This is a genomic window from Amycolatopsis sp. NPDC049688 (genome assembly GCF_040674975.1).
Lineage (GTDB): Bacteria > Actinomycetota > Actinomycetes > Mycobacteriales > Pseudonocardiaceae > Amycolatopsis.
On the sequence record NZ_JBFANY010000001.1, the window covers coordinates 607,213 to 634,203 of the forward strand.

A 26,991-nucleotide genomic window follows, 5' to 3' on the forward strand; every position below is an offset into this window, starting at 1 on the left:
CTCACGCTCCCGGCGACTGGGCCGCGGCCATCGCCGTGCGCAGGCTCTTCGGCCGCATGTCGGTCCACACCCGTTCGATGTGGTCCAGGCAGTCGCGCTTCGGGCCGCGGACGCCGACCTCCGTCCAGCCGCTGGGCAGCTCGCGGCCGGCCGGCCAGATCGAATACTGCTCCTCGTGGTTGATCACGACCGCGTACTCGCGGGTGTCCTCGTCGTCAGACATCGCTGAGCGTCTCCTTCTGCTCGATGGGATTGCGCCGCGCCGCCCGGGCCGTGCGGACCACCTGCCGGGCCGCCGCGGCCACCCAGGCCCCGGCGGCACACAGCAGGACGGCGTACAACAGCGTCAGGACGTAGCCCAGCCACGCCGCGTCGTCGCTGACGCCGGCCAGGCCGATCGTGACGCGGGAGATCCGTGTGGTGTCGGTCGTGGTCCACAGCCGGAACAGCTCGCCGCCCCAGCTCAGCAGCGGCACGGCCAGCGTGAACACCGCCAGCGCGCGGCCGCGCAGCAGCAGGGCGGCCGCGACGCCGGTCAGCACCGTGACCCACCACCAGCCGAGCTGGTTGCCGCCCCAGTCCAGGACGACGCCGGCGGCGGCGACGGCCAGGACGCGGACCCAGGTCCGGCTGCGCGTCGCGGTGCCGGTTTCCGTTGCCGTGGTGCTCCGGCCGGGCAGCTGCCCGGTCAGGGATTGAGTGTCCATGTCCGCCCCTTCGTCGCGGCCAGGGCGGGTTCGCCCTCGAGGATCGGTCGGTTGCGTCCGGCGAACCAGTCGGCGAGCCGGTCGGAATACCAGGGGGACGCCGGGTTTTCGCTCTGGCCGCCGGGATAGATCCCGACGGACTGCCCGGTGCCCCAGTCGACGACCATGCGCCAGCTCGCGCCGCCGACGGCCACGCCGGTGAGCGGCTTGCCGTGCCGCACCGGCGCGGCACTGACCACGGAGTTGATCGTGCGGCCGCTGCCGCCGGAGGCGAACGGCCCCAGGTCCAGCACCGGCGACTGCAGCAGCGAGGCGATCATCACCTTGTGGCCGTCGCCCAGCTTCCAGGTGCGCACGTCGGGTCCGCGCTTGCCCTGCAGGTCCGCGACCGCGGCCGCGAAGGCCTTCCGCATCACCTCGGGTGCGGTGCGGGTGCCCGCACCCGGCGGGGCGAACAGCGGGTTGGCGGGGTCGCCGATGCTCAGGTTGATCAGCAGCCCGTTGAGCCCGTCGACGGCGTAGGTGCTGTCGTTGGTCCGCGGCGTGAACACGTCACGCGGCGGCGCCGGGATCTTGTACTGCTGCCACACCGGGTGCCACACCGCGTACCCGTAGAGCACCATGAACCGGCCCCAGACGGTGGCCGCGGCGGAGTCGGCGGTCAGCGTGTAGTCCCAGTTCTTCAGCGCCTCCAGCGCCTGCGCCTGCACCGGGTCCCACGACCCCGCCTGCAGGTCCTTCAGCACGGTCGGCAGCAGCGCGCGGGCCACGTCGTCCACCATGGACATCTGCAGGTCCTGCATCTGCTGCGAGGTCACGCCGGTGGTGCCGGTGAGCGCCTTGGTGATCTCGGTGGACCGCCAACCCTGGTCGAAGAAGTCGTAGCCGCGGCCGTAGTAGTACGGGTAGTCGGTGCCGACCTCGCGCTGGTTCGCCGTCTGCGCGAACCCGGACGGCGGGTTGTACGTGCTCGGCAGCGCTTCGAACGGGATGCTCCCGGTGACGTCGCACTCCCCGGTCCCGGACATCGGCAGGAACGGCAGGCAGCCCTCGGGGGTCTGCGCCTGCAGCCCGGCGTTGACGATGCCGATGTTGCCGGCGTCGTCGGCGTAGGCGAAGTTCTGCGCCGGGGTGTTCCAGCCGCGCAGTGCCTGGTGGAACTGGTCGAAGCTGGTGGCCTTCTCCAGCGCCAGCATGCTGTCGAAGTTGTCGCTCGGCAGCGTCCCGGTGAACCACACGGCGGCGGTGACGCCCTGCACGGTCATCACCGGGCCGTGCACGGTCATCCGGGTCGGGTACTCGACCGTCGAGCCGTCGTGCTGCTTGATCTTGTTGACGATCTTCGTCATCGGCCGCCACTGCCCGTTCCAGAAGTACTGGTCGGGGTGCGCCGCGTCGGTCTTCTCCAGGTAGTAGAAGGTGCCCGGCCGCTGGGAGTTGGTCAGGCCCCAGCTGATGTGCTGGTTCTTGCCGCCCAGCACCGCCGGGATCCCCGGCACGGTCACCCCGGCCAGCTGGTAGCCCGGCGAGCGCAGTTCCACCTGGTACCAGATCGACGGGACGGTCAGGTTCAGGTGCGGGTCGGAGGCCAGGATCGGCTTGCCGGACGCGGTGTGCTGGCCGGAGACCACCCACGCGTTGCTGTTGCCGATGGTGTGCACGGCGTTCGCGGGCAGCTGGGCGATGCGGTCCTGGAACTGCGCCGACGCCTCGATCGCCTGCGGCGAGGTCCCGGCCGCGAACCCGTCCGAGGGCGCCGCGCCACCGGAGGGCGCCTGCGGCGTGCCTCCGCCGCCGGTCGTGCCCGCGGGCGGCGTCGGGGCGCCGTCGTTGCGCGCCGGGATCGGCGTCAACGGCAGTTTCCGGTACGGGCCCGGGTCGTACGGGTACTGCGGGTTCTGCCCGACCGCGTGGTAGAGCTCCTCGAACTTCTGCTCGCCGAAGGCGCCGGCGATGTAGCTGAACGCGGTCGGCAGCGGGTCGAAGGACAGCGTCTGGGTTTCCAGCCGCTGCACGGCCAGGCTGTCGACCGGCGTCCACTGCTCGACCGGGAAGTCCATCAGCTTGTAGTAGAGCGGCAGGGCGTTGTCCTGCTTCAGCTGCGCGATGGCGGCGTTGACGCCGTCGGCGTACTCAGTGAGCACCGCGCGGGCCGGGGAACCGGCCGCCATCGCGGTCCAGTCGCGCTGGGCCGCGCGCAGCAGGCCGAGGTCGAGCTCGTACTTGTCGGAGTTCAGCGCGGCCGGGTCGCCGGTGGTCTCGGCCAGCCGGCCCTCGGCCTGGCGCCGGGCCAGGTCCATTTCGAACAGCCGGAAGCGGGCGTGCGTGTAGCCCAGCGCCCGGTACATGTCCGCGTCGGTACCGGCGGCGATGTGCGCGGTGCCGTCCGCCTCGAACGCCACGGTGGCGCTGCCGGACAGGCCGGGCAGGGACAGGGTCTGGTCGTGGGGCGGGTTCCCCTGGCCGGCGGTGACCCACACGCCGGTACCGGGGTTGACCGCCGCGCCCAGCGGCGGGAGCGTGCCGGCGCCCGCGACCGACACCTGCAGGACCACCACGGCCAGGGCGAGCGCGCCGGCCAGCGAGGCCGAGTGCAGGCCGAGCCGGCCCCGCGGTGTCGACTTCCTTCTCGAGGGACTCAACGTGCTGCCTCCTTCAGATGCGCACTGGTCGCGTGCGCGGCCAGGGTGGTCCGGACGGTGCGGAGCACGTTGTGCTCCTGGTCGAACAGGGCGAAGTGGCCGCCGGGCAGGGTGACGCGGGTGAACCGGCCGGTGGTGTGCCGCCCCCAGGCGATCAGGGCGCCCGGCGGTGCCGCCGGGTCGTGCAGGCCGCCGAGCGCGGTGATCGGGGCGCGCACGGTCGCGGTGGGGTCCGGGGTGTGCGCCTCGGCGGCCTCGTAGTCGGCGCGCAGGGCCGGGGTGACGAGGTCGACGAGGTCGGGGTGGGCCAGCACGTCGGGGTCGAGGCCGCCGAGGCGGCGGACGTGGGCGACGAAGGCTTCGTCGCCGAGGGCGGCGGCCGGCGGCTCGGTGGTGGGCGAGGGCGCGGCCCCGGAGACGAACACGTGCCGGGGCCGGGCGCCGCCGGCTTCCAGGCGGCGGGCGAGCTCGAAGGCGAGCAGACCGCCGAAACTGTGGCCCAGCAAAGCGAACGGCCGGTCGAGGTGGGGCGCGACGGCGCCGGTCAGGGCCTCGACGAGGTCCGGGACGCGGCGCAGCGGCGGCTCGGCGACGCGGCGCTCGTGGCCGGGCAGGCAGACGCCGACCAGGTCGACGCCGGGCAGCCGGTCCGCCCAGCGCAGGTAGCGGGCGGGCCCGGAACCGGCGTGGGGCAGGCAGAACAGGCGGACGTCGCCGCCGTCGGCCTCCGCGGCGCGGCGCAGCCAGGGTTCGGTGGTCATCAGTGCACTCCGCTCGCGCTCAGTTCGGGCACCATGCCCTGCCGGACCAGGAAGGCGACCGTCTTGGCGACGTAGTCGACGTCCATGTCCGGGAAGCCGGCGTCGCCGCCGAGTCCGGACAGCGTGTTGCCGATCTCGACGACGTCCGGGTCGCCGGTCATCGGGCCGTCGATGGACAGCAGGGCCGCCAGGCCGTCGAGACGGCCGGCGGTGCGGCGGGCCAGCTGGACCCGCCACTGCGCGTAGGGCACGGTGTCGAACCGGTACCCGGTCCGGGTGAGGTGCTCGTGGATCGTCTTCATCGGCGCCACCTGCGGGTTGTAGAACTGGTGCACCGGGTTGGGCCGGGGCGCCAGGCGCGACAGCCGGACGATCGCCGCGGACACCAGGTCGACCGGCAGCACGTGGAGCGGGATCGGGGTGTCCTCGGGCATCAGGCCGGCGATCAGGCTGCCGGCCAGGCACAGCGCCAGCTGGTCGCGCACGCCGACCGCGCCGGTGCCGGTGGCGCCGGTGATCAGCCACGGCCGGTACACCCCGACCGGCAGGCCGCGCCGCCCGGCTTCCAGGACGAGGTGCTCGCCGGTCTTCTTGCTGAGCACGTAACCGTCGGAAGTGCCGGCCTCCAGGGCCCCGGGCTGTTCGGGCAGGACGTCGCCGACGCGCATGTCGATGGTCGAGACGTAGTGCACCGGAGTCGGGCGCCCGGTGCAGGCCAGCCGGAGGATTTCGGTGGTGCCGACGACGTTCGGGGCGCGCAGCACGCGGTAGGGGAGGATGAAGTTCATGTGCGCGGCACAGTGGTAGATGACGTCGAGGCGGTCGGCGAGCTCGGCGAACCCGGCTTCGTCCAGGCCGAAGCGGGGCAGGGTGAGATCGCCGGGCAGGACGGTGAGTTTCGCCGCGTCGACGTCCTGGTCGTAGCCGGCGAGGTTCGCGGCCAGGCGCTCGGCGGGGTCTTCGCCGCGGACCAGGCACACGACTTCGGTGGCGCCGTGGCGCAGGAGCTCGGCGATCATGTGGCCGCCGAGGAAGCCGGTGCCGCCGGTGAGCAGGACGCAGCCGAGCCCGCCGTCCGGCGGTGCGGGCCGCGGGGATCCCGACGGCGTGATGGCGGCGGGCAGCTGTTCGTCGCGCAGGGCGGTGGCCATGGCGCTGTCCGGGGCGCCCGGGCCTTCGGGGTCTTCGAGGGCCGCGGCGAGTGCGGCGACCGTGGAGTTGGTGAACAACGTCTTCAGCGGCACCGGCATCCCGACGGCTTCGGGCAGGGCGACGATCAGGCGCGCCGCGGTGAGCGAAGTGCCGCCGGCGTCGAAGAAGTCGTCGTGGATGCCGATGTCGCGGCGGTCCAAGGCGGTGCCGAAGCAGTCGAGGATCGCCCGTTCCAGGTGGGTGCGCGGCCGGGCGGCGCCTTCGTAGCCGCTGGTGCGCTGCGCGGTGACGGCGAGCAGCGCTTCGGGCGTGTCCGGCAGTTCGGCCACGCCGAGGCAGCGGTCCGGCAGGAGCCGGGCGGGCAGCTCGGACCCCAGATAACTGTCCAAATCGGACACTACGGCGGGAGCGTGCACGGCGACGGTCTCGCCGGTCCCGGTGGTGACGGCGGCCGCGGCGGTGAAGTCCGGATGCGCGCGCAGGACCGCTTCGAGCTCGGTCAGGTCCGGCGGGTCGAGGAGCTCGACACGGCCGTCGACCACGCGTGCCGCGCGGCCGGTCCGGAGGCGGCGGGTGCCGCCGGGGGCGGGAACCAGGAGCTCGGCGGTCCGGGCGGCGCCGTCGACGTGGTGCAGTGGCTCGGCGGAGCCGGACAGCCAGAGTTCGCCGCGGGCGCCCGGCAGCACCGGACGGCCGGTGAAGTCGGTGACGCCGAGGGAGGGGGCGGCGCCGGTGAGGGCGCGCAGCGGGAAGACCAGATCCCGGCTCAGCTGGGCCGGAAGCAGCGACCGGTCACCGGCCGGGTCCGTGCGGCCGGGGGGAACCTCCGGGACCACCGGGACCGGCAGGTCCGCCAGATCTTCGCGATCGGTGACGAGGACCGCCGCCGGCCCGAGGTGGCGAGCCAGGTAGGCGGGCGGCGCGGTGGGATCCAGCTCCAGGAACAGCGAACCGCGCTCGCAGGCGGCCCGGCGGGCCTCGGCGCGGCGAGCGTCGTCACGGAGGCAGAGCGCGACCGGCTCACCTCCCGAGCCGGTCACCTCGACCGGCTCGAGTGACGCGATCCCCAGCACCTCGGCGGCGATCCGGCGGGCCTCGCCGGCCTCCACCTCGGCCGCGGCCGCCAGGCCCGCGCCGATCGGCAGCTCCGAGAGCCGGACGCCGAGGTCGTCGCCCATCGCGGTCAGCACCGCGACGACGTCCTCCAGGATCCCCTCGGCGGTCGCGGCCTCGAACAACGCCGTCGCGTAGACCAGGTTCAGCCGGAAGCCTTCCGGCGCCAGCTGGGCATCCAGGGTCAGGTCGTAACTGGCCACGCCGCCGGACACCGGAGCCGGGACCAGCGTGGCGCCCTCGACGTCGACCTCGCCCGACAGCCCGTCCTGCACCGCCAGCAGCACCTGCGCCAGCGGCGCGCGGCCCAGGTCGCGCGGCGGGTCGAGCTCGGTCACCAGGTGCTCGAACGGCAGGTCCTGGTGCGCGTAACCGGCCAGGCAGCTGCGGCGCACGCGAGCCAGCAGGTCACGCATCGGCGGGTCGCCCGCCACGTCGGCGGGCAGTGCCAGCATGTTGATGAAACAGCCGAGCAGCTCGGCGGTCTCCGGGCGGGTGCGGCCCGAGACGGGCGTCCCGACCAGGAACGCCGGCTGCCCGGAGCGGCGGGCCAGCACGGCCTGGTAGGCGGCCAGCAGCAGCATGAACGGCGTCGCGCCCGCCGCCCGCGCCGCGTCCACCAGGGTCGCGGCCAGGTCCGGCCCGAGCTCCCGGGACACCATCGCGCCGCCGAAGTCCTGCTCGGCCGGGCGCGGGTGGTCGGCCGGCAGGTCCAGCACCCGCGGGACACCGGCCAGCGCCCGCTTCCAGTACGCCAGCTGCTCGTCCAGGCCGCTTTCGGCGAGCGTTTCCCGTTGCCAGACGGCGAAGTCGGCGTACTGGATCGGCAGCTCGGGCAGGTCCGGTGCCGTCCCGCGCACCTCGGCCCGGTACAGCTCGGCCAGGTCACGGACCAGCAGGTCGGCCGACCAGCCGTCGCAGGCCGTGTGGTGCAGCACGAGCAGCAGCAGCCCTTCGCCGTCGGCGATCCGCACCAGCCCGGTCCGCAGCAGCGGACCCTCCCGCAGGTCGAACGACGACCGCGCCTGCCGGTCCGCGATGGCGTCGGCCGCGGCTCGCGCCTGCTCGACCGGCAGGCCGGAGAGGTCGATCAGCCGCAGCAACGGGGGTTTCTCGGGCGCGACGAGCTGCACCGGTGCGGTCCCGTCGTGGTCGAAGCGGGTCCGCAGCACCTCGTGGCGTCCGGCCAGCGCGGTCAGCGCGCGGTCCAATGCCGCGGCGTCGAGCCGGCCGCGGACCCGCAGCGCGGCGGTGATGGTGAACGCGGCGCTGCCGGGGTCGAGCTGGTCCAGGAACCAGATCCGTTCCTGGGCGAAGGACAGCGGGAACACGTCCTCGGCGGTGGTGTCGGGCACGGCCGGGCCTTGCAGGGTCGTCATGACGGCATTCCCCCGGAGTGAGCGGGACGGGCCCGGCGCTGCTGCCGGGTGATGGCGGTGGTCCGGCCGGCGGCGCGCAGCAGCCGCGCGATCCCGGCGACCGTCGGTTCCACGAACACGTCCCGCAGGCGCAGTTCGCAGCCGAACCGTTCGCGCAGCCGGGCGGCGATGCGCGCGGCCTGCAGCGAGTTGCCGCCGAGGACGAAGAAGTCGTCGTCCACGCCGACCGCGCCGGTGCCGAGGATTTCGGCCCAGACCTCGGCGACGGCCGCTTCGAAGGCGTCGCGCGGCGCGGCGGCCGGGCCGGTCCGCCGCGGCGCCGGGTCGGGCAGCGCCGCCCGGTCGACCTTGGCGTTGTCGCCGAGCGGCATCGCCGGGAGAACGACGATGCCGGAGGGCACCATGTAGTCCGGCAACCGGCCGCGCAGCCGGCGGCGCAGGTCCGCGGGATCCAGGTCCGTCCCCGGTGCGGGCACGGCGTAGCCGATCAGCCGGGCGTCGGCGCCGCGGCCGCGCAGCACGGCGGCGGCCTGGCGCACGTCCGGTTCGGCGGCCAGCGCGGCTTCGATTTCGCCGAGCTCGACCCGGAAACCGCGGATCTTGATCTGGTCGTCGGCCCGGCCCCGGAACTCCAGCAGGCCGTCGGGGCCGTGCCGGACCACGTCGCCGGTGCGGTAGAGGCGGGCGCCCTCCCGGCCGGAAAACGGGTCTGGCACGAACGCCGCGGCCGTCTCCGCGGGCCGGCCGAGGTAGCCGCGCCCGAGCGAACAGCCGCCGACGTGCAGCTCGCCCCAGACGCCGGGCGGGACGGGCCGGCCGTTCCGGTCCAGGACGTAGAGCTCCACCAGCGGCATCGGCACACCGAGCGGCACCCGGCCGCGGGACTGGGCCCGCTTGCAGGTCCAGCCGGTGACGGCGATCGCGGTCTCGGTGGGCCCGTACATGTGCAGCAGGTCGGCGGAACCGTGCGCGAAGAACGCTTCCTGGGTGGCGACCGGCAGCGTCTCGGCGCCGCACATGACGTACCGCAGCGAATCCGGGAACGTGGTGCCGGCCGCGTCGAGCGCCTCCACCGCGAGCTCCAGCATGGACGGCACGAAGTGGGTGATGGTGATCCCGGCGTCCTCGATGAGCTCGACGAGGTAGTCGGGATCGCGCTGGCTGCCGGGCTTGGCCAGGACCAGCTCGGCGCCGGCCAGCAGCGGCCAGAACACCTCCTTGACGGCGACGTCGAAGGTGGTCGTGGTCTTGTGCAGCATCCGGTCCGCGGCGCCCAGCGGCCAGTCCTGCTGCATCCACAGCAGGTTGTTGGCGATGGCGCGGTGTTCGATCTGCACGCCCTTGGGCTTGCCGGTGGATCCGGAGGTGTAGACCACGTAGGCGAGGTGCCCCGGACCCACGGCCACGGACGGCGGCGAGGCGTCCTCGGTCCGCCACTCGCCGCGGTCGACGTGGACCCGGCCGGGTTCCGGCGGCAGGACGTGGTCGCCGGCGGCGTCGGTGACGACCAGGCGGGCCCCGGCGTCGCCGAGGATGTCCGCCAGCCGCGCGGCGGGCTGGGCCGGGTCGAGCGGCAGGAACCCGGCGCCGGCCTTGAGGATCGCGTACTGCGCGACGACGGCCTCCAGGCTGCGCGGCAGGGCGACGCCGACGATGTCGTCGGGTCGCACGCCCCGCCGGAGGAGGTGCCGGGCGAGCCGGTTCGCGCGGTCCTCGAGCTCGGCGTAGGTCAGCTCGGGGCGGGGCTGCCCGGGTTCGGTGGCCAGGGAAACCGCCACCGCGCCGGGAGTCGCGGCGGCCTGGGCTTCGACGAGGGTGTGCAGGCACACCTGCGGGTCGTAGCCGGCCGGGACGTGGTTGAAGTCGCGCAGCCAGGTCTGCTCTTCGGCCGGGCTCAGCGCTCCGATGGCCGACAGGGGCCGGCCGGGATCGGCGGTGAACTCCCGCAGGGTCCGCAGGTAGTGCCCGGCGAACCGGGCCATCAGCGGTTCCTGGTAGACGTCGGTGTCGTACTCCAGCCCGCCGTCGATGCCGGCGGGGGTGTCGAGCAGGTTGAGGACGACGTCGAACTTGGCGGTGCGGTTCGGCACCGGCACCGGCTCGACGGCCAGGCCGGGCAGCTGCGGGAGCGCGCCCGCGGTGTTGTTCAGGGCGATCATCACCTGGAAGAGGGGGCTGCGGGCCGGGTCGCGCTGCGGGGCCATCGCGTCCACCAGGGTTTCGAAGGCGACGTCGGGGGCGGCGTAGGCGTCCAGGCAGGCGCGGCGGACGCGGGCCAGCAGCTCGCGCACGGTCGGATCGCCGCCGGTGCGGGCGCGCACCACGAGGGTCTCGGCGAACAGGCCGACGACGTCGGCGGTGCCCGGGGCGGTGCGCTGGGCGGCCGGGGTGCCGATCAGCAGATCCTCCTGCCCGCTGAACCGGGTCAGGGTGGCGGCGAAGGCGGCCAGCAGCACCATGAACTCGGTGACGCCGGCGTCCCGCGCGAGCGCGCGGACTCCGTCGGTGAGGCCGGTGCCGGCGGACAGGGGCAGGGTGCGGCCGTGGTGGCGGCGCTCGGGCGGCCGGGGCCGGTCGGCGGGCAGCTCCAGGGTGTGCGGGGCACCGGCGAGGTCCTCGCAGCGGCGGGTGAGCTGCCCGGCGGCGCGGGCGGCGCGGCCGCGCTGCCAGGCGGCGTAGTCGCTGTGCCGCAACGCCGGTTCCGGCAGCTCGGTGCCGGCGTAGGCGGCGGCGAGGTCGCGCGCCAGCACCGACACTGACCACCCGTCGGCGACGATGTGGTGCAGGACCAAGACGAGCACGTGGTCCTGTTCGGACACGCGGACGAGGGTGGCGCGGAAGGGAGGTTCGCCCGCGGCCAGGCGGAACGGCCGGGTGGCCGCGGCACCGGCCAGGGCGGCCGCGCGGTCGGCGGCGTCGGGGGCGGCGGCGAGGTCGATGATCCGCAGCGCGGCCTCCCCGGGCGGCAGGTGGCGTTGGCTGCCGCGGCCGCCGTCCTCCGCGAACACCGTCCGCAGCGCCGGGTGCCGGGCCACCAGGCCGTCGAGCGCCCGGCGTAGCGCAGGCACGTCGAGCGGGCCGGTGAGGCGAGCTGCGACCGGGACGTTGTAGGCCGGGGACTCGGGTGCGTACTCGGCCAGGAACCACAGCCGTTCCTGCGCCGAGGACAGCGGGAACGGGCCGTCGCCGGGCAGCACCGGGACCGGGTCGGCGGGCCCCGCGGTCCGGGCCCGCGCCCATCCGGCCAGCGCCGCCGGGCTGGGGTGCTCGAACACGGCCGGGACCGGGATTTCGACGCCGAGCGCGGCCGACAGCCGGGTGGCGGCCCGGGCGGCGTCGAGGGAGTGCCCGCCCGCCTCGAAGAAGTCGTCGCCCGCGGCCAGTGACCGGCCCAGGACGTCCGACCAGATCTCGACCACGACGGCTTCCAGCCCGTCGCGCGGGCCCGGGTCCGCATCCCCGGCCGGCTGCCGGATCGGCCGCGCGGCCAGCGCGGTGCGGTCGAGTTTCCCGTGCGGGGTCAACGGAAACTCGGCCAGGGGGAGCAGCAGGTCGGGAATCAGGTAAGCGGGCAGCAGGGTGCCCAGGTGGGTCTTCAGGACAGCGGGATCGACGTGCCCGCCGGAGGCCGGATCGGGCAGGTAGTAGCCGACGAGCCGGCCCTCGCGGGCCACGACCGCCGCGGCCGGGACGCCGGGGTGCGCGGTGAGGGCGGCTTCGGCCTCGGCCGGTTCGACGCGGTGGCCGCGGATCTTCAGCTGCGCGTCCGCGCGCCCGAGGTGCCGCAGCCGTCCACTGTGGTCGAATCGGGCGAGGTCGCCGGTGCGGTACCGGCGCCTCCCGCCGTCACCGGGGACGAACCGCTCGGCGGTGACGGCCGGGCGGCCGGCGTAACCGAGGGCCAGGCCCGCTCCGGACAGCCGGATCTCGCCGACCGCGCCGACCGGGACGCGGGCCCCCGTGGCGGTCGTCAGTTCCAGGGTGGTGCCGGGGATCGGGCGGCCGATCCCGATGGGACCGTCGTCGACGCACGCCACGGTCGACCACACCGTGGTTTCGGTGGGACCGTAGAGGTTCCACAGTTCGGCGCCGTACTCGCGGAGTTCGGCCGCCAGGTCGGCGGGGAGCGCCTCGCCGCCGCACAGCGCGCGGAACCCCGGCCAGGGCCGCCACCCGGCGTCGAGGAGCAGCCGCCAGGTGGCCGGGGTGCCCTGGAGCACGTCGCAGTCGGCGGCCTCCAGCAAGCGGGCGAGCGCGACACCGTCGTGCGTGGTGGCCGCCTCGGCGAGGGTGACGCAGGCGCCGCAGGTCAGCGGGCCGAAGATTTCGAGCGCGGCGATGTCGAACGTGAACGGCGTGACGGCGACCAGCCGGTCGCGCGCGGACAGGCCGGGCTCGTGCCCGGTCATCGCGGCCAGGAACGCGGTCAGCGCGGAGTGCGTGACGGTGACGCCCTTGGGTTCGCCGGTGCTGCCGGAGGTGAACAGGATGTAGGCGGGGCCGTCCACTTCGGACAGAGGCGGCGGAGTGGAGCCCCCGTCCGGGCCGGGGTCGACCGGCAGCACCGGCGCGAAGGTGATGCGCCCGGCCGATTCGGCGTCCGCCAGCACGACGGCGATCCCGGCGATCTCCGCCATCCGCGCCAGCCGGGCCGCGGGGGCCGCCGGATCCAGCGGGACGTACGCGGCACCGGCGAGCCCGCAGCCGAGCAGGGCCGCGACCGTCGACGCGGACCGCCCGGCGCAGATCCCGACGGCGGCCCCCGGCGTGACGCCCGCCGACCGCAGCCGCGCGGCCACGCCGGCGGCGGCCTGCCAGAGCTGCCCGTAGGTCCGCACCGAACCGTCTTCGGCAGCGATCGCGGGGCGGTCCGGGTCGGCCGCGGCGATGCGCGCGACCGCGGCCGGCACCGGTTCTCCCGCCAGGACCGCGGGTCCCTCGCCCCAGGCGCGCAGGCGTCGTGCGTCGGCGTCGGTCAGGACGGTCTCGAGCACGACGTCCGGATCCGCGGTCATCGCCGTCAGCAGCTCCGCGAAGTGCGCGAGCATCGCGGACACGGTCTCCCGGTCGAACAGGGCCGGGTCGTACTCGGCGAACCCGCCGATCCCGCCGTCGTCGCCGTCGGCGAGCCACAGGGCCAGGTCGAACCGCGCGACCGGCAGCTCGGCGGCCAGCGGCCGCACCGCCAGCCCGGGCAGGTCCAGCCGCGGCGGGGTGTTCGTGTTCAGCGCGAGCAGGGTCTGGACCACCGGACTGCGGGACAGGTCCCGCTCCGGCGCCAGCGCCTCCACGAGCTTCTCGAACGGCAGGTCCTGGTGCGCGAACGCGGCCAGGCACGTCCGCCGCACCCGGGCCAGCAGTTCCCGGGCGGTCGGCTCGCCGGACAGGTCGGCCCGCAGCACCACGGTGTTGGCGAAGCTGCCCACCGTGCGTTCGACGTCCGGGTGCGGGCGCCCGGCGACCGGCGTCCCGAACAGGACGTCGTGCTGCCCGCTGTAGGCCGACAGCGTGGCGGCGAACGCCGCGGACAGCACCATGAACCCGGTGCAGCCGGCCGACGCGGCCAGTGCCCGGATCCGGGCGGCCGTCGCGGCCGGGATCGTGACCGGCACCGAAGCACCGTCGAACGACTGGCGCGGTGGCCGCGGCCGGTCGGCCGGCAGCTCCAGCACGAGGGGTGCGCCGTCCAATGTGGAGCGCCAGAAGCCGGTGAGGGTGTCCAGGGCGGCCCCGGTCAGCCGGTTCCGTTGCCAGTGCGCGAAATCGCCGTACTGGACGGCGGTGCCGAGGGGGCGGCCGGCGTAGGCCGCGCCCAGCTCTTCGGCCAGGATCGCCACCGACCAGCCGTCCGCGGCGATGTGGTGGACGACGACGGAAAGCACGTGCTCCTGCTCGCCGGCGCGGGTCAGCAGCGCCCGGACCGGGACGTCGTGCGCGAGGTCGAACGGCCGCCGCGCGAAGCCGGGGTCAGGTTGTTCGGCGTACTCCAGCGTGGCCGGCGCGGCGGGAACGGCGAACAGCCCGTCGTCGCGTTCCTCGATCACCGAGCGCAGAGCTTCGTGGCGGGCCATGACCGTGTCCCACGCGGCAGCCAGCCGGGCGGTGTCGAGCGGTCCGGTGATCCGGACGGACAGCGGCAGGTGGTACACGGGCGAGTCCGGGTCGAGGCGCGCCAGGAACCACAGCCGCTCCTGGGCGTGGGACAGCGGCGCCGGACGCGGTCCCGGTTCGATCGCCCCGGCCGCCGGCGCCGGCCGGGCCGCGGCGACAGCGTCCGCCAGCGCGGCGAGCGTGGTGTGGGTGAACACTTCGGCCAGGTCGACGTCGGCGCCGAGCCGCGCGGCCAGCCGGGAGACCAGGCGCGAGGCGAGCAGCGAATGGCCGCCCAGGTCGAAGAAGTCGTCATCGGGGCCGATCGCGGCCGCGTCGAGGTCCAGCAGGTCCGCCCAGATCCGCGCGACGGCGTCCTCGGCCCCGGTCCGCGGCCGGCCCGGCCCGGCGTGCCCGGCCCACTGCGGTGCGGGCAGCCGGGCCGGGTCGAGCTTGCCGTTGCGGGTCAGCGGAAGCGTGTCGAGCGCCGTCAGGGAGGCGGGGACCAGGTAGGACGGCAGCGCCGTGGCCAGCCAGGAACGCAGCGGGGTGACGTCGCCGGTGACCACGTACGCGGCCAGCCGGTTGTCCGTGGGGGAGAGCCGGTGGGCGACCACCGCGGCCGCGGCCACCGCGGGGTGCCGGGTGAGCACGGCCTCGACCTCGCCGGGTTCCACGCGGTGGCCCCGGATCTTGACCTGCGTGTCGACGCGGCCGCGGAAGAGCAGCGTGCCGTCACCGAGCCGGCGGGCCAGGTCGCCGGTCCGGTACCAGCGGCCGCCGTCCGGGCCGGGCACGAACCGTTCGGCGGTCTGGGCCGCCTGGCCGGTGTAGCCGCGGGCCAGGCCGGGACCGCCGAGCCACACTTCGCCCACCGCGCCGGACGGCACCGGATAGCCGTCGGCGTCGCACAGCAGTACCCGGCTGCCGTTGACCGGGCGCCCGATCGGGACGCTCGGCGGACCGGTGTCCACTTCGGACACGGGGTGGGCGGTGACGCAGGTGGTGGCTTCCGCCGGCCCGTACCCGTTGATCACGGTCAGCCCGGGCGCGGCCGCCAGCGCCCGCTGCACGTGGGGCACCGACAGTGCCTCGCCGCCGATCAGCACGGTCCGCAGCCCGCGCAGCGCGGCCGGGTCCTCGTCCACGATCGCGTGGAACAGCGCGGTGGCCATGACGGCGGCGGTGACGTCGTGGGCCCGGACGGCCGCGCCGATCGCGGCGGCGGTGAAGGCCAGCTCGGGGTGCACCACCCCGCGGGCGCCGTGCAGCAGCGTCCCCCAGATCTCCCAGGTGGCGGCGTCGAAGGACACCGACGACAGCCAGAGCAGCGTCCGGTCCGGGCCCAGGCCGCTGTAGCCGCCGGGCCGGACCAGGTCGACGACGCCGCGGTGGGTCAGCGCCACGGCCTTGGGGCGGCCGGTGGAGCCGGACGTGAAGATCTGGGCGGCCAGGGTGTCCGGGTGCACGGGGACGGTGAGGGCGGTGTCCGGCTGTCCGGCCCATTCCCCCGGCCGGTCGATGGACAGCGTGCCGGTCGCGGCGAGGAACTCCGGGGCAGGCGAAGCGGTGATCGCGTGGGCGATCCCGGCGTCGGCGAGCATGCGCTCCAAGCGCTCGCGCGGCTGGCCGGCGTCGAGCGGGACGTAGTGGCCGCCGGTCTTCAGCACGGCCAGGCAGGCCACGGCGAAGTCCGCCGACCGCGGCAGGCACACCCCGACCGGGGTTTCCGGGCCGACGCCGCGGTCGCGCAGCGCCCGGGCGATCCGGTTGGTCAGCCGGTCCAGGTCGCGGTAGCCGAGAACACGGTCGCCGTCGACGATCGCCGTCGCGTCGGGGTTCGCGGCGACCGCGGCGGCGAACAGCTCGACGACGGTCCCGGTGACCGGCGTGGCGGGCCCGGGCGGGTCCGGAACCAGCGGCAGCGCGCCGAGCGGCCGGTCCGGATCGGCCACCGCCTCGGTCAGGAGCGCGGTGAAGCAGGCGGCGATCGAACCGGCGGTGGCGGCGTCGAGCAGGTCGGCCCGGTACTCCCACGCGACGCGCAGGGTGTCGCCGTCCTCCTCGATCAGGCAGCCGAGGTCGAACTTGGCGTCGGCGGCGTCGAGCGGCACCGCTTCGGCGCGCAGCCCGGCGAACAACCCGGAGACGTCGAGGCGGGGTTGCAGGGTGAGTCCGACGTCGAACAACGGCGCACGCCCGGGCACCCGTGGTGCGCCGGCCTCCGCGATGATGCGCTCCAACGGCGCCGCCTGGTGGGTGAGAGCCTCGCGGGTGCGGTCGCGGACCTGGTCGAGCAACGCCCTGAAGCCGGTGTCGGCGGTACAGCGGGTGCGTAGCGGCAGCGTGTTGACGAAGCAGCCGGCCAGCGCCGCGGTCTCGGGACGGGTGCGGCCGGAGACCGGGACGCCGATGATCTGGTCACGGGCGCCCGTGAAGCGGTGCAGGACGGCGGCCAGACCGGCGTGCAGCACGGTGAACACCGTGGTCCGGGCGGCGCGGGCGTGGGCCCGGAGCTGCCGGGTGAGCTCGGGCGGGAGCTCGGTGCGGTGCGTCGCGGCCGGGCCCGCCTCGGTCACCGGGCGCGGGTGGTCGGCCGGGAGGTCCATCGGCCCGGGCGGATCCGCGAGGGCCCGCCGCCAGTACCCGGCCGCCGCGTCGGCCTGCGCGCGGGCGTCGGCGCCGGCTTCCCAGACCGCGTAGTCGCCGCACTGGACCGGAAGGGGCGGGCGGCTGTCCTCGCCGCGGTAGGCCGCGGCCAGGTCGGTGAGCAGGATCGGCAGGGACCAGGCGTCGGCGGCGATGTGGTGCACGGCGACCAGGAGCAGGTGCTCGCCGGGCGCGACCGGCCACAGGATCGCCCGCACCGGCGGGGCGGCGGCGAGGTCGAAGGGCTCCGCGACGGCCCGCCGCAGCGCGTCCACCGGGGCCACGCCGTTCGGCTCCCGGATCTCCAGCCGGAGGTCAGCTTCGGCGTGTACGCGCTGCACCGGAATCCCGTCCACGGCGGGAAAAACCGTGCGGAGCGCCTCGTGGCGGGCGGCGACCGCGGTGAGGGCCCGCCGGAGGGCGGGGACGTCCAGCTCGCCGTGCAGGCGCAGGGCGGCCGGCATGGTGTAGCGCGAGCTGTGCGGCGCCAGCCGGTGCAGCAGCCAGATGCGGCGCTGGGCGGCGGTCGCCGGGAACGTCGTGACGCCGTGCCCGGCGTCGTCCTGCAGGCGCTCGGCCAGCCGGCGCCGGGGAACGGACAGGTCGGTCATGCTCCACTCACCTCGTCGGTCAGCAACCGGACGACGTCGTCGGGCAGCGCGGCGAGGCGCGCGGCCAGTGCGTCGGGGTCCTCGTGGGCACGGGGCAGGGCGGTGATCGGCGCAGCCGGTGCGGCCACCGCGGGCAGGGCTTCGACGAGCCCGGCGACGGTGGGGTGGCTGAACAGCGCGACGACGGGCACGTCGAGCCCGAGCGCGCCGCCGATCTGCAGCGCGGCCTGCGCGGCGAGCAGCGAATGCGCCCCGAGGTCGAAGAAGTCGTCGTGCCGTCCGACGCGGCGGCCGCCGAGCAGCCGGCCGACGATCTCCGCGACCGTGCGTTCGCGGTCGCCGTCCGGGGCTTCGAAGGCGTGAGCGCGCACGGATTCCGGCAGCGGCAGCGCGCGGCGGTCGAGCTTCCCGTTGACGGTGACCGGCCAGCTGCCGAGGACGACGACGGCGGACGGCACCATCGGGGCCGGGAGGACGGTCCGGAGCCGGGCCCGGAGATCGGGAACGCCGCCGGAACCCGCCGGGACGACGTACCCGACCAGCACCGGCTGCCCGCCGATCCGCCGCAGCGTCACCAGCGCCGACGCCACTTCCGGCTGCGCCGCCAGTGCGGCCTGCACCTCGCCGGGCTCGATCCGCACGCCGCGCAGCTTCACCTGCTGGTCGCGGCGGCCCAGGAACCGCAGGAACCCGTCCGGCCGGTACCGCACGACGTCTCCGGTGCGGTACATCCGGGCGCCCGGCCGGTCGGCGAACGGATCCGGCACGAACGCCTCCGCGGTGGCCGCGGGCCGCCCGAGGTAGCCGCGGGCCAGGCCGGCGCCGCCGGCGAACAGCTCGCCCGGCACGCCGGGCGGAACCGCCCGGCCGGTGGCGTCGAGCACCCGGACCGGGCAGTTCGGCACCGCGCGGCCGATCGGCACCATGCCGGTCCCGGAGCCGCCGGGGTCGAGCTCGTGCACGGTCGCGAAGATCGTGGCTTCCGTCGGGCCGTACCCGTTGACGACCGACAGCCCCGGCGACGCGGCGGCGATGCGGCGCAGCAGCGGTTCGGGTGTCGGCTCGACGCTCACCACGAGCTTCCGCAGCGGCAGCCGCGAGATCCGTGCCTCCAGCGCGGTCAGCGCGAAGGGCGGGACGTAGGCGTGCGTGATCCCGCGTTCGCCGAGCCAGTCCACGTACCGTTCGGCGTGCGGCCGGACCGCGGCGGGCACGACGTCGACGGTGGCTCCGGCCCGCAGCGCCCCGAAGATCTCGAACACCGAGACGTCGAAGCCGCCGCTGGTCCACCACGCGCAGCTGTCGCCCGTTTCGCACGCCAGGGCGTCGAGCAGGTTGACCACCCCGGTGTGCGTGACGCAGACACCTTTCGGTTCGCCGGTGGAACCGGACGTGTACATGACGTACGCGGCGTTGTCCGGACGCGCGCTCTTGCGCGGTCCGTCGAGCTCGAAGAAAGGCTCACCACAGTCCACTGTGGACACATTGCCGCCGATGGCGTCGGCCAACGCGGCCGCCTGCGGTTCCGGGCCGACGAGCCGGCCGATCCCCGCGTCACGGGCCAGCGCCACGAGCCGCGCGGTGGGGTGCTCGGTGTCCAGGGGCACGTAGGCCGCGCCGGCCTTGAGCACCGCGAGGACCGCCGCGACGAACTCGGCGGAGCGGTCGGCCAGGACGCCGATCCGGTCCTCGGGGCCGGCCCCGAGCCCGCGCAGGTGGGCGGCGAGGGTGTCGCTCCAGCGCTTGAGCCGCCCGTAGGAGACGGCACGATCGCCGTCGCGGACCGCGATGGCGTGCGGATCCTGGCGATCGACGGCCTCGTGGAAGAGTTCTTCGGGGATCGGCGTGCGCGGTGCGTTCCAGCCGGTCTCGACGGCGGTGCGCTCGGCGGGCAGCAGGAGGTCGATCCCCGCGGCCGTGGTCGCCGGGTTCGCGACGGCCTGGCCGAGCAGGGCGGCGAAGTGCCCGGTGAACCGGGCGGCGGTGTCGGCGTCCCAGAGCGCGGTGTCGTAGGTGAGCCCGCAGCGCAGCGTCCCGGCCGTGCGCACGAGTTCCAATGACACGTCGAGCTGCGCGCCGGTGACCGCGACCGGCCGCGGGGTCAGGCGGAGGCCGCCGACGTCGGCGGATCCGGTGTCGAGCAGCAGCGCGGCAAGCGGGTCGCCGGCCGGGGCCTGCTGCAGGGCGAACAACGTCTGGACCAGCGGGCTGCGCCCGGGGTCGCGGTCGGGCTGGGCGATCTCGACCAGGCGCGGCAGCGGGATCCGCTGCCCGGACAGGGCCTCCCGCACGCGGGCGGCGACGTGCCGGACCGTGTCGAGGAACGTGCCGTCGGTGGTGAGCTCGCACCGCACCGGCACCACGTTGACGGCGAGGCCGAGCACGCCGGCGGTGTCGGCGGTCAGCCGGCCCGGCGCCGGCGCGCCGACGACGAGGTCGGTGGCGCCGGTGTAGGCGTGCAGGAGCCAGGTGTAGGCGGCGAGCAGCACGGCGTAGGGGGAGACGTGCTCCGCCGCGGCGAGCGCGTCGACCGCGCGGGCCGTTTCCGGCGGCAGGTCCCGCAGGTGCCGTGCGCCGGCGAACCCCTGGACCGCGGGCCGGGGCCGGTCGGTGGGCAGGTCGAGCGGTTCCGGGGGATCGGCCAGGCGCCGGCGCCAGCGTTCGTGCGCCCGGCGGGCCTCGGCGGTGGCCAGGTAGCTGCGCTCGGCCCGGACCGCGGCGGTCATGGCCGGCGCGCGGCCGGCGTCCCGCGGGCCGTCGAGGAGCTCGCGGACCAGGGCGGTCAGCGACCACAGGTCCGCGGCGACGTGGTGGACGGCCAGGGCCAGCACGTGCCGCCCGGCGGCCAGCCGCCAGTGGCGGATCCGCCACAACGGCCCGGCTTCCAGGTCGAAGGGTGCGTCGATCATCGCCTGGAGCACACTGTCCACCCGGGACGGCGGCCACCCGGCCGCGTCGATCGACGCCCAGTCCACGGCGGACTCGCCGACGATCCGGTACGGCTCGCCGTCGCGGACACCGAAGCGGGTGCGCAGGGCAGCGTGGCGCGCGATGGCCGATTCCAGGGCGGCGGCGAAGCGGTCTGCGTCGAAGGGGCCGGTGACGTCGACGGCGTGGCCGATGTGGTACGCCGTGGACTCCGGGGCCAGGCGGTGCAGGAACCACATCGCGCGCTCGCCCTCGGTGAGCGCGTCGGTGTCCTCAGCCGGGCCGGCTTCGATCGCCGTCGCCGAGCCGGCGAGGGTCCGCAGGGCGGCGCCCGTCATCAGGTCCGGCAGGTGCAGCCGGACACCGGCCGCTTCGGCCCGCACCGCGAGTTCCGCGGCCTTGACCGAGTCGAGGCCGAGCGCCGCCAGCGGCACGTCGGGGTCGATTTCCGCCAGCCCCAGCACCGTCGCGGCGGACTCCCGCAGGCCCTCGGCGATGGCCGGGCCGTCGTCGGACAGCACCGGCAGCTCGCCGGCCGCCAGCGCCCGGCGGCACTCGGAGCGCCGGACCTTCCCGCTCGACGTCTTCGGCAGGCCGCCCTTGCCCAGCAGCACGACCCGGCTCACCGCCACGCCGTGCTCGGCCAGCACCGCCGTCCGCACCGCGTCCGCGATCGCGGTCAGCGGCAGGGGTTTCGGGCCCTGCACCTCGTGCACGACCGCCAGCCGCTCTTCGCCGCCGGCCTCGACGGCGATCGCGGCCCCGCAGCCGGGCCGCAGGGCCGGGTGCGCCCCCGCCGCCGTCAGCTCGACGTCGTCCGGGGCGATGTTGCGGCCGCGGACGATGATCAGGTCCTTGTGCCGCCCGGTGACGTACAGCGCGCCGCCGTGCCGGAAGCCCAGGTCGCCGGTGCGGACCCGGCCGCCGCCGAAGACGCCGGCGTCGCGGCCGCCCCAGTACCCGGCGGCGACCGAGGGCCCGGAGACGGTGATCTCGCCGATCGTCCCGTCACCGACCGGCAACCCGCTGTCCGGGTCGATGATCGCGATCCCGCCGCCGGCCGGTGGTGTCCCGCAGGACACCAGCTGCCGCGCCGGGGTGCCGCCGGAGGCCGGCAGTGCGCGGCCGGTGGCGAGCGCGTCGGCCGAGAACGCCGTTACTTCGGGATCGGTGTCGAAATGCACCCCGGTCACCATGAGCGTGGCTTCGGCCAGCCCGTAGCACGGGAAGTACGCCCGACGGCGGAACCCCGCGACCGCGAACGCGTCGGCGAAAGCGTCCAAAGTGGCCGGACGCACCGGCTCGGCGCCGGTGAAGGCCACCGACCACCGGCTCAGGTCCAGGGCCTCGCGCTGCTCCGGGGTCGTCTTGCGGACCGCGAGGTCGTAGGCGAAGTTCGGGCCGCCGCTGGTGGTCGCGCCGTGGTCGGAGACCGCGCGCAGCCACCGCGCCGGCTCGCGCAGGAAGCTCAACGGCGACATCAGCGTCACCGGGAAGCCGGCGAACACCGGCTGCAGGATCCCGCCGATCAGCCCCATGTCGTGGTACGGCGGCAGCCAGATCACCCCGCGGCTCTCGGCCGTGTGGCCGAACCGGTCGCGGATGAAGGCCGAATTGTGCAGCAGGTTGGCGTGGGTGATCACGACACCCTTGGGCTGCCCGGTGGAGCCCGAGGTGTACTGCAGGAACGCGATCCGGTCCGCGTTGTGCCGCACCGGCTGCGCTTCGGCGGCGGCCGCGGCGGTGTCGGTGGCGAGCCACGCCGCGGCCACCCCGGCTTCGCGCAGCACCGGTTCGAGCAGGGCACGCGCCGGGTCCAGGAACGCCGACCCGGTCAGCACGGCGGCCGGGGTGGCGTCGGCGGCTATGCCGGTCAGGCGCGCGGCCTGCCGGGAGTCGAGCGGGGGATAGGCGGGCGCCGCGATGATCCCGGCGTACAGGCAGCCGAAGAACCCGGCGACGTAGTCGGGCCCGGGCGGGTAGAGCAGCAGGGCCCGCTCCCCGGCGCGGCAGGTGCCGGACAGCAGCGCGGCGATGGCCCGCGCCCGCGCGTCCAGCTCGGCGTAGGTGGTTGCGGTTGCGGTCCCGTCGTCGGACAGGAACGTCATGGCTTCGCGGCCCGGCTGCTCGGCGCCGCGGCGGGCGAGCAGCTCGGCGAGGGTTTCCGGAGTCGTCACAGTGACCTCAAGGTGTTGAGGCGGGACCGTTCCAGCTGTTCGAGCACCCCGACGGCCTTGGCCGAGCTCGACGCGCTCATCCGCAGGCTGACGACGTGGTCGCCGTCGAACCGCGCGCAGACGCCCTTGTGGGCGTCGTAGGTGGCTTCGACCGCGGTGATGAACTCTTCGCGCCGGCCGGCCAGCGGCCCGGTCAGGGTGGGGAAGACCTCGCGCAGCTCGCGGAAGCGGCGGATGAGCAGGTCGTGGTCTTCGGACATGACCCCGGACAGCCCGACCGGCAGGTGCGGTGGCGCCATCGCCGGCCGGACCGCGCTGCGGTAGTCGCCGGGCGGGAAGTCGGCGGCGAACCGCATGGCGTCGCGGGACGCCGACATGGTGGCGGTCGCGAATGCCAGCGCCTCCCCGGCGTCCTCGAGCCGGCCGGCGTTGAGCGCGGTCTGGAAGCAGCCCAGGCCCAGCACGATGGCCTGGATCAAGGGGAAGAACACGTGGTGGCCGCTGCGCCAGCGCCGGTGCGGATCCAGCGGGGCCGTGCCGGCCGGTGCCGGGGCGGGCCGCGGTTCGCCGATCGGCAGGCCGAGGGCGTAGGCGACGACGGCCTCGACGCCGTGCCGCAGCCGGCCCCACTGCTCGTCGTCCAGCGTCGTGCCGCAGCGGACCGCCTCCCGCAGGATCGTGCGGTAGCCGACGAGGGCGCAGTGGGCGAGCAGCTCGGGCGCGGCGTCGGTGGCGCGGAAGACGCCGAAGAACCCGTCGTGCACGGCGAAGTGCTGTTCCTTGCGGGTCAGGACGCCGGTGAACGCCGACCGGTCCAGCTTGGTCCCGGCCGGCCGCACCGGAACGGCCGCCAGCCGGGCCAGCAGCCCGGCGTCGTCCAGGGCCCGGCCGGCGACGATCGGGCCGAGCTCGGCGACCGCGTCGGTGACCGGGCCGGACCGCAGGGACCGGACGTCGGCGGGCAGGAAGGCCGGGCGCAGCAGCACGAGTTTCATCGCCCGGCCTCCGCGACGTCCGGCAGGGCCGCCCGGTCGAGCTTGCCGTTGGCGTGCCGCGGCAACGCCGTCAGCCGCACGATCCGCGACGGCAGGAAGGAGGCGGGCAGCCGCGGGGCGAGGTGGGCGCGGACGGCGGCGTCGGACAGCCGGACGCCGGGGGCCAGGCCGAGGTAGGCGACCAGGACCGGCTCGCCCGCCGTGGTGCGCAGGGCGGCGGCGGCCTCGGCCACGTCCGGGTGGGCGCGCAGCGCGGCCTCGACCTCGCCCAGCTCCACGCGGTGACCGCGGACCTTGACCTGGGAATCCGCCCGGCCGTGGAACTCCAGGACCCCGTGCTCGCCCCGGCGGACCAGGTCGCCGGTGCGGTACATCCGCGCCCCGGGCGTGGCCGGGTCCGGCAGGAAGCGCTCGGCGGTCAGGCCGGGCCGCAGCTGGTAGCCGCGGGCGACGTTGCCGCCGCCGAGGAACAGCTCCCCGACCTCGCCGTCGGCGACCGGGGCGAAGGTGTCGTCCAGCACGTGGGCGTGCGCGCCGGCGATGGCGTGCCCGATCGGCACCCGCCCGGCCGGGACGTCGTCGCGGATCAGGTGCGTCACGGCCCAGACGGCCACTTCGGTCGGCCCGTAGTTGTTCTCCAGCAGGCAGTCCGGCAGCAGGGCGCGGTGCCGCGCGGCCAGTGACGGCGGCAGCACTTCGCCGCCGACGATCGCGCAGCGCAGGCTGGCCAGCGGCGCCGGGTCGGAGCCGAGGACCAGGTCGTAGAGCGCGGGCGTGCAGTCGAGGTGGGTGGCCCCGTACAGCTGGATCAGCTCCCGGAGCCGTCCCGGGTCGCGGTGGTCGCCGTCCGCCGGGAGGATCAGGGCGCCGCCGCTGGTCAGCGTCCACCACAGGCCGACGCCGGACGCGTCGAAGGAGAACGAGATCGGCAGCAGGAACGCCTCGGGCCACGGCCGGTCGGGCACGCCCTGGGCGAGCGTGGCCGAGGCGAGCTGCCGGTGGGTGACCATGACGCCCTTGGGCGTGCCGGTCGAGCCGGACGTGTAGAGCACGTAGGCGAGGTTGTCCGGCGTGGCCTCGTGGGCCGGCGGCTCGTCGGCGGTCTGCCCGGCACCGTCGGCCGCGACCAGGCGGCGCGGGCCCACCGGGATCTGGCCGAGCAGCCGGCCCGGGGCGACGACCACGTCGACGCCCGACTCGTCCAGCATCAGGACGGTCCGCTCCTCGGGCAGCGCGGGATCGACGGGCACGTAGGCGGCCCCGGCCTTCAGCACGCCGAGCAGCGCGACGACGGTGTCGGCGCTCCGGTCGGCGACGACGCCGACCCGGTGCTCGGGCCGGACGCCCTCGGCGCGCAGGGTGCGGGCCAGGTGGTTGGCGCGCCGGTCCAGCGTGCGGTAGTCCAGGACGGCTTCGCCGGCGATGACGGCGACCGCCGTGGGGGTCTTCGCGGCCTGCGCTTCGAACTGCCGGTGGACGAAGCCGTGGAGCTCGGCGGCGGGTTCGGCGTCGCCGGGGAACGGGTGGTCGAGCGGGCAGCTCTCGTACATCGCCCCGCCGTCGGCGTCGCTGATGTAGTACTGCTTCCACTCGAAGTTCGACGGGTCGCCGTAGTCGCCCATGAACGGGTGCGGCTCGATCGTGTCCCAGGCCGCGAGCCGCTCGCGGATCCGGCGCCGCGCGACCATCCCGGCCGGGCTGCCGCCTTCGATGCCCGCGAAGACGTTGCGCGGCTGGAACAGCATGACCAGGCCGTCCCCGAGGTTGCGGCTGCGGCGGGCGACGTGCGTCGGGGCCGCGGCGAAGACGAACATCGGGACGCCGTGGAAGGAGAACTCCCAGCGGCTGTGTTCCGGCGCGGCCGGGATTTCGTCGGGCCAGGGCCGGTCGTCGGTGTCGCACAGCCGGCGCAGCACGGTCCAGAACCGCCGGCCGTGCTCGGCGTGGTCGGCGCCGGGCTCGGGCGCGAAGAAGGCGGCCAGCGCCATCCGGCGGTGGGCGAAGGGCCGCGTGGCGTCCAGGAAGGCGACGAGGTCGTCGCGCATCGCGGCCAGGTCGCCGTCCTCGCCGACCCAGGTGCCGAACAGCTCGCCCAGGTGCAGCGCGTTGCGGCCGAAGTGGCAGGGGTATTCGGCGTGCCCGACGTCGGCCCGGAACACCTCCGCGGCCCGGACCAGCCACGCCGGGGCGTCCTGCGGCAGCTCGGCCCGGTCGGCGCGGAACAGCCGCTTGCCGGGGATCTCGGGCAGCAGGACGCCGGCGGTCCGCTCAGCCATAGCGCTGGTCCAGGTCGGCGGTGATCACCGGCTGGTGGTAGACGCACTCGCCGGAGAGCACGACCGAGCCGTGCAGGCGGTGCTTGGGGATGAACAGCTTGTCGCCGGCGCGGAACTTGTGCATGCCGGAGAAGCAGTTCCAGAACTCCATCTCGCCGCTCTCGATGACCAGCAGCCGGTCGTCGTCGTGCACGTGGGTGGTGGAGCACTCCTCCCAGGACTCGACGAACGTGTCGAGGGCGACCGGGATGTGGTGCTCGTCGATGGCGGCCTGCAGCCGTTCGGCCTTGGCCCGGTAGGCCTCGGCGCTGTCGATCCAGCGCAGCTGCACGGTCAGGTCGTCGTGGTGGACGTCCAGCAGCAGCGCGTATTCGCGCGCGCCGCGGTCGAAGGCGGCCAGTGCCGGCGGGCCGAAGCGGTGGGACAGCGGGTCGAGCACGGTTCGCGTGATCGCTTCGACGGTCGCGGCGGTCTCCGCCTCGGGCGCGGTGCGGGCGAGGGCGGCTTCGGCTCGGGAAGAGCCCGCCGGGCCGGCGAGTTCGGCCAGCCGGGCGCCGTGCCCGCCGATCAGGGCCAGCGAATCCAGGGTGCGTACGCACATGGCGCCGAGGAACTCGAAGACCCGGCCGGGATCGCGGGCCGCGCCGCTCAGGTAGTTCATCGCGGCCAATGTGGACGGCAGGTAGTACTGGTAGTAGCGGTGCGGCTCGAGGCCGAACCCGCACGCGTCCAGGACCGCGCCCAGGACGTCGTCGATCGGGTGCGGCTCGCGGCGCGCGCCGGTCATCGCCGCGACCGCGTTGCCGCCCGGGGCGGGGATCATCAGCGGGCTGACCCGCAGCGGGGCGTTGAGGGTGCCGGCGAGCAGCTGGACCGCCGTCATCTTCGCGGCCTCGCCGGCGGCTTTCGCCCCGGCCACCAGCCCGACGACCTCTTCCGCGGCGACGGCGCGCCGCTCGGCGAGGTCGGTCAGCAGGCCCCGCAGGGTCGCGACGCCGGGCTCGGGCCGGTCGGCGACCTGCTCGGCGACGGCCTCCCGGACGAAGCCGAACACGTGCTCCTCCAGCAGCGGCCGCACGAGCTCGCCCAGGACGCGGTTGCGTTCGCCGTAGAACAGCCGGTGTTCCTCCCACCGCTCGGGCGTCATGTTCGCCGCGTACATCGGCTTGGCGGTGTCGTGGATGTTCAGCAGCATGCGGTGCCCGATCAGGGCCGACAGCTGCGAGGCGTCGGCGCGCCCGAAGGGGCGGTCGAAGCGCAGGAAGCTGAGGTCCTCGGGCCGCACCGGCCGACGGTAGGGGTCGTCGTCGATCTCGAGCTCTTCGAACCGCGCGCTGCGGAAAAGCGGGTTGGCGCAGTAGTCGGTCAGGTAGTCGGAGAGTTCGCCCGCGGAGAATCCGGCGGGCAGGTCCGCGGAGTAGTCGCCGGGCTTCGTCTTGAGAATCAGGGTCACGGTGTCCCCCTTGCGATGGCTGCGGAAGGTTGCCCGATCGCGCCCCGGCGGCGGCTCG

The 26,991-nt window shown here is 75.1% G+C and carries 10 protein-coding genes; all 10 read right to left on the reverse strand.

Going from position 1 to position 26,991, the window contains the following annotated elements; translation table 11 throughout:
• Position 1 precedes the first annotated feature (1 nt).
• Genes AB0J55_RS02670 through AB0J55_RS02715 form a run of 10 tightly spaced genes read right to left on the reverse strand, consistent with a single transcriptional unit; the run spans position 2 to position 26,933 of the window.
• Positions 2–223, reverse strand: coding sequence for an MbtH family NRPS accessory protein (locus AB0J55_RS02670; RefSeq protein WP_364241762.1), 222 nt, complete (start codon positions 221–223; stop codon positions 2–4).
• Positions 216–707 (reverse strand): hypothetical protein, encoded by a 492-nt coding sequence (locus AB0J55_RS02675; RefSeq protein WP_364241764.1) that lies wholly within the window; start codon positions 705–707, stop codon positions 216–218. The genes AB0J55_RS02670 and AB0J55_RS02675 overlap by 8 nt, the downstream gene beginning before the upstream one ends.
• Positions 689–3,349, reverse strand: coding sequence for a penicillin acylase family protein (locus AB0J55_RS02680; protein WP_364241767.1), 2,661 nt, complete (start codon positions 3,347–3,349; stop codon positions 689–691). Before AB0J55_RS02680 ends, AB0J55_RS02675 begins: the two co-directional genes overlap by 19 nt.
• Positions 3,346–4,110: an alpha/beta fold hydrolase gene (locus AB0J55_RS02685; RefSeq protein ID WP_364241770.1), complete on the reverse strand. Its 765-nt coding sequence runs from the start codon at positions 4,108–4,110 to the stop codon at positions 3,346–3,348. The genes AB0J55_RS02680 and AB0J55_RS02685 overlap by 4 nt, the downstream gene beginning before the upstream one ends.
• Positions 4,110–7,754 (reverse strand): thioester reductase domain-containing protein, encoded by a 3,645-nt coding sequence (locus AB0J55_RS02690; RefSeq protein ID WP_364241772.1) that lies wholly within the window; start codon positions 7,752–7,754, stop codon positions 4,110–4,112. The genes AB0J55_RS02685 and AB0J55_RS02690 overlap by 1 nt, the downstream gene beginning before the upstream one ends.
• On the reverse strand, positions 7,751–17,104 hold the full coding sequence (locus AB0J55_RS02695; RefSeq protein ID WP_364241775.1) for an amino acid adenylation domain-containing protein: 9,354 nt from the start codon (positions 17,102–17,104) through the stop codon (positions 7,751–7,753). The genes AB0J55_RS02690 and AB0J55_RS02695 overlap by 4 nt, the downstream gene beginning before the upstream one ends.
• Positions 17,101–22,209 (reverse strand): amino acid adenylation domain-containing protein, encoded by a 5,109-nt coding sequence (locus AB0J55_RS02700; protein WP_364241778.1) that lies wholly within the window; start codon positions 22,207–22,209, stop codon positions 17,101–17,103. Before AB0J55_RS02700 ends, AB0J55_RS02695 begins: the two co-directional genes overlap by 4 nt.
• Entirely contained in the window at positions 22,206–23,204 is a 999-nt protein-coding gene (locus AB0J55_RS02705) for a hypothetical protein (RefSeq protein ID WP_364241781.1), read from the reverse strand. Before AB0J55_RS02705 ends, AB0J55_RS02700 begins: the two co-directional genes overlap by 4 nt.
• Entirely contained in the window at positions 23,201–25,480 is a 2,280-nt protein-coding gene (locus tag AB0J55_RS02710; RefSeq protein ID WP_364241784.1) for an amino acid adenylation domain-containing protein, read from the reverse strand. Before AB0J55_RS02710 ends, AB0J55_RS02705 begins: the two co-directional genes overlap by 4 nt.
• Entirely contained in the window at positions 25,473–26,933 is a 1,461-nt protein-coding gene (locus tag AB0J55_RS02715; RefSeq protein ID WP_364241786.1) for a hypothetical protein, read from the reverse strand. Before AB0J55_RS02715 ends, AB0J55_RS02710 begins: the two co-directional genes overlap by 8 nt.
• Positions 26,934–26,991 lie beyond the last annotated feature (58 nt).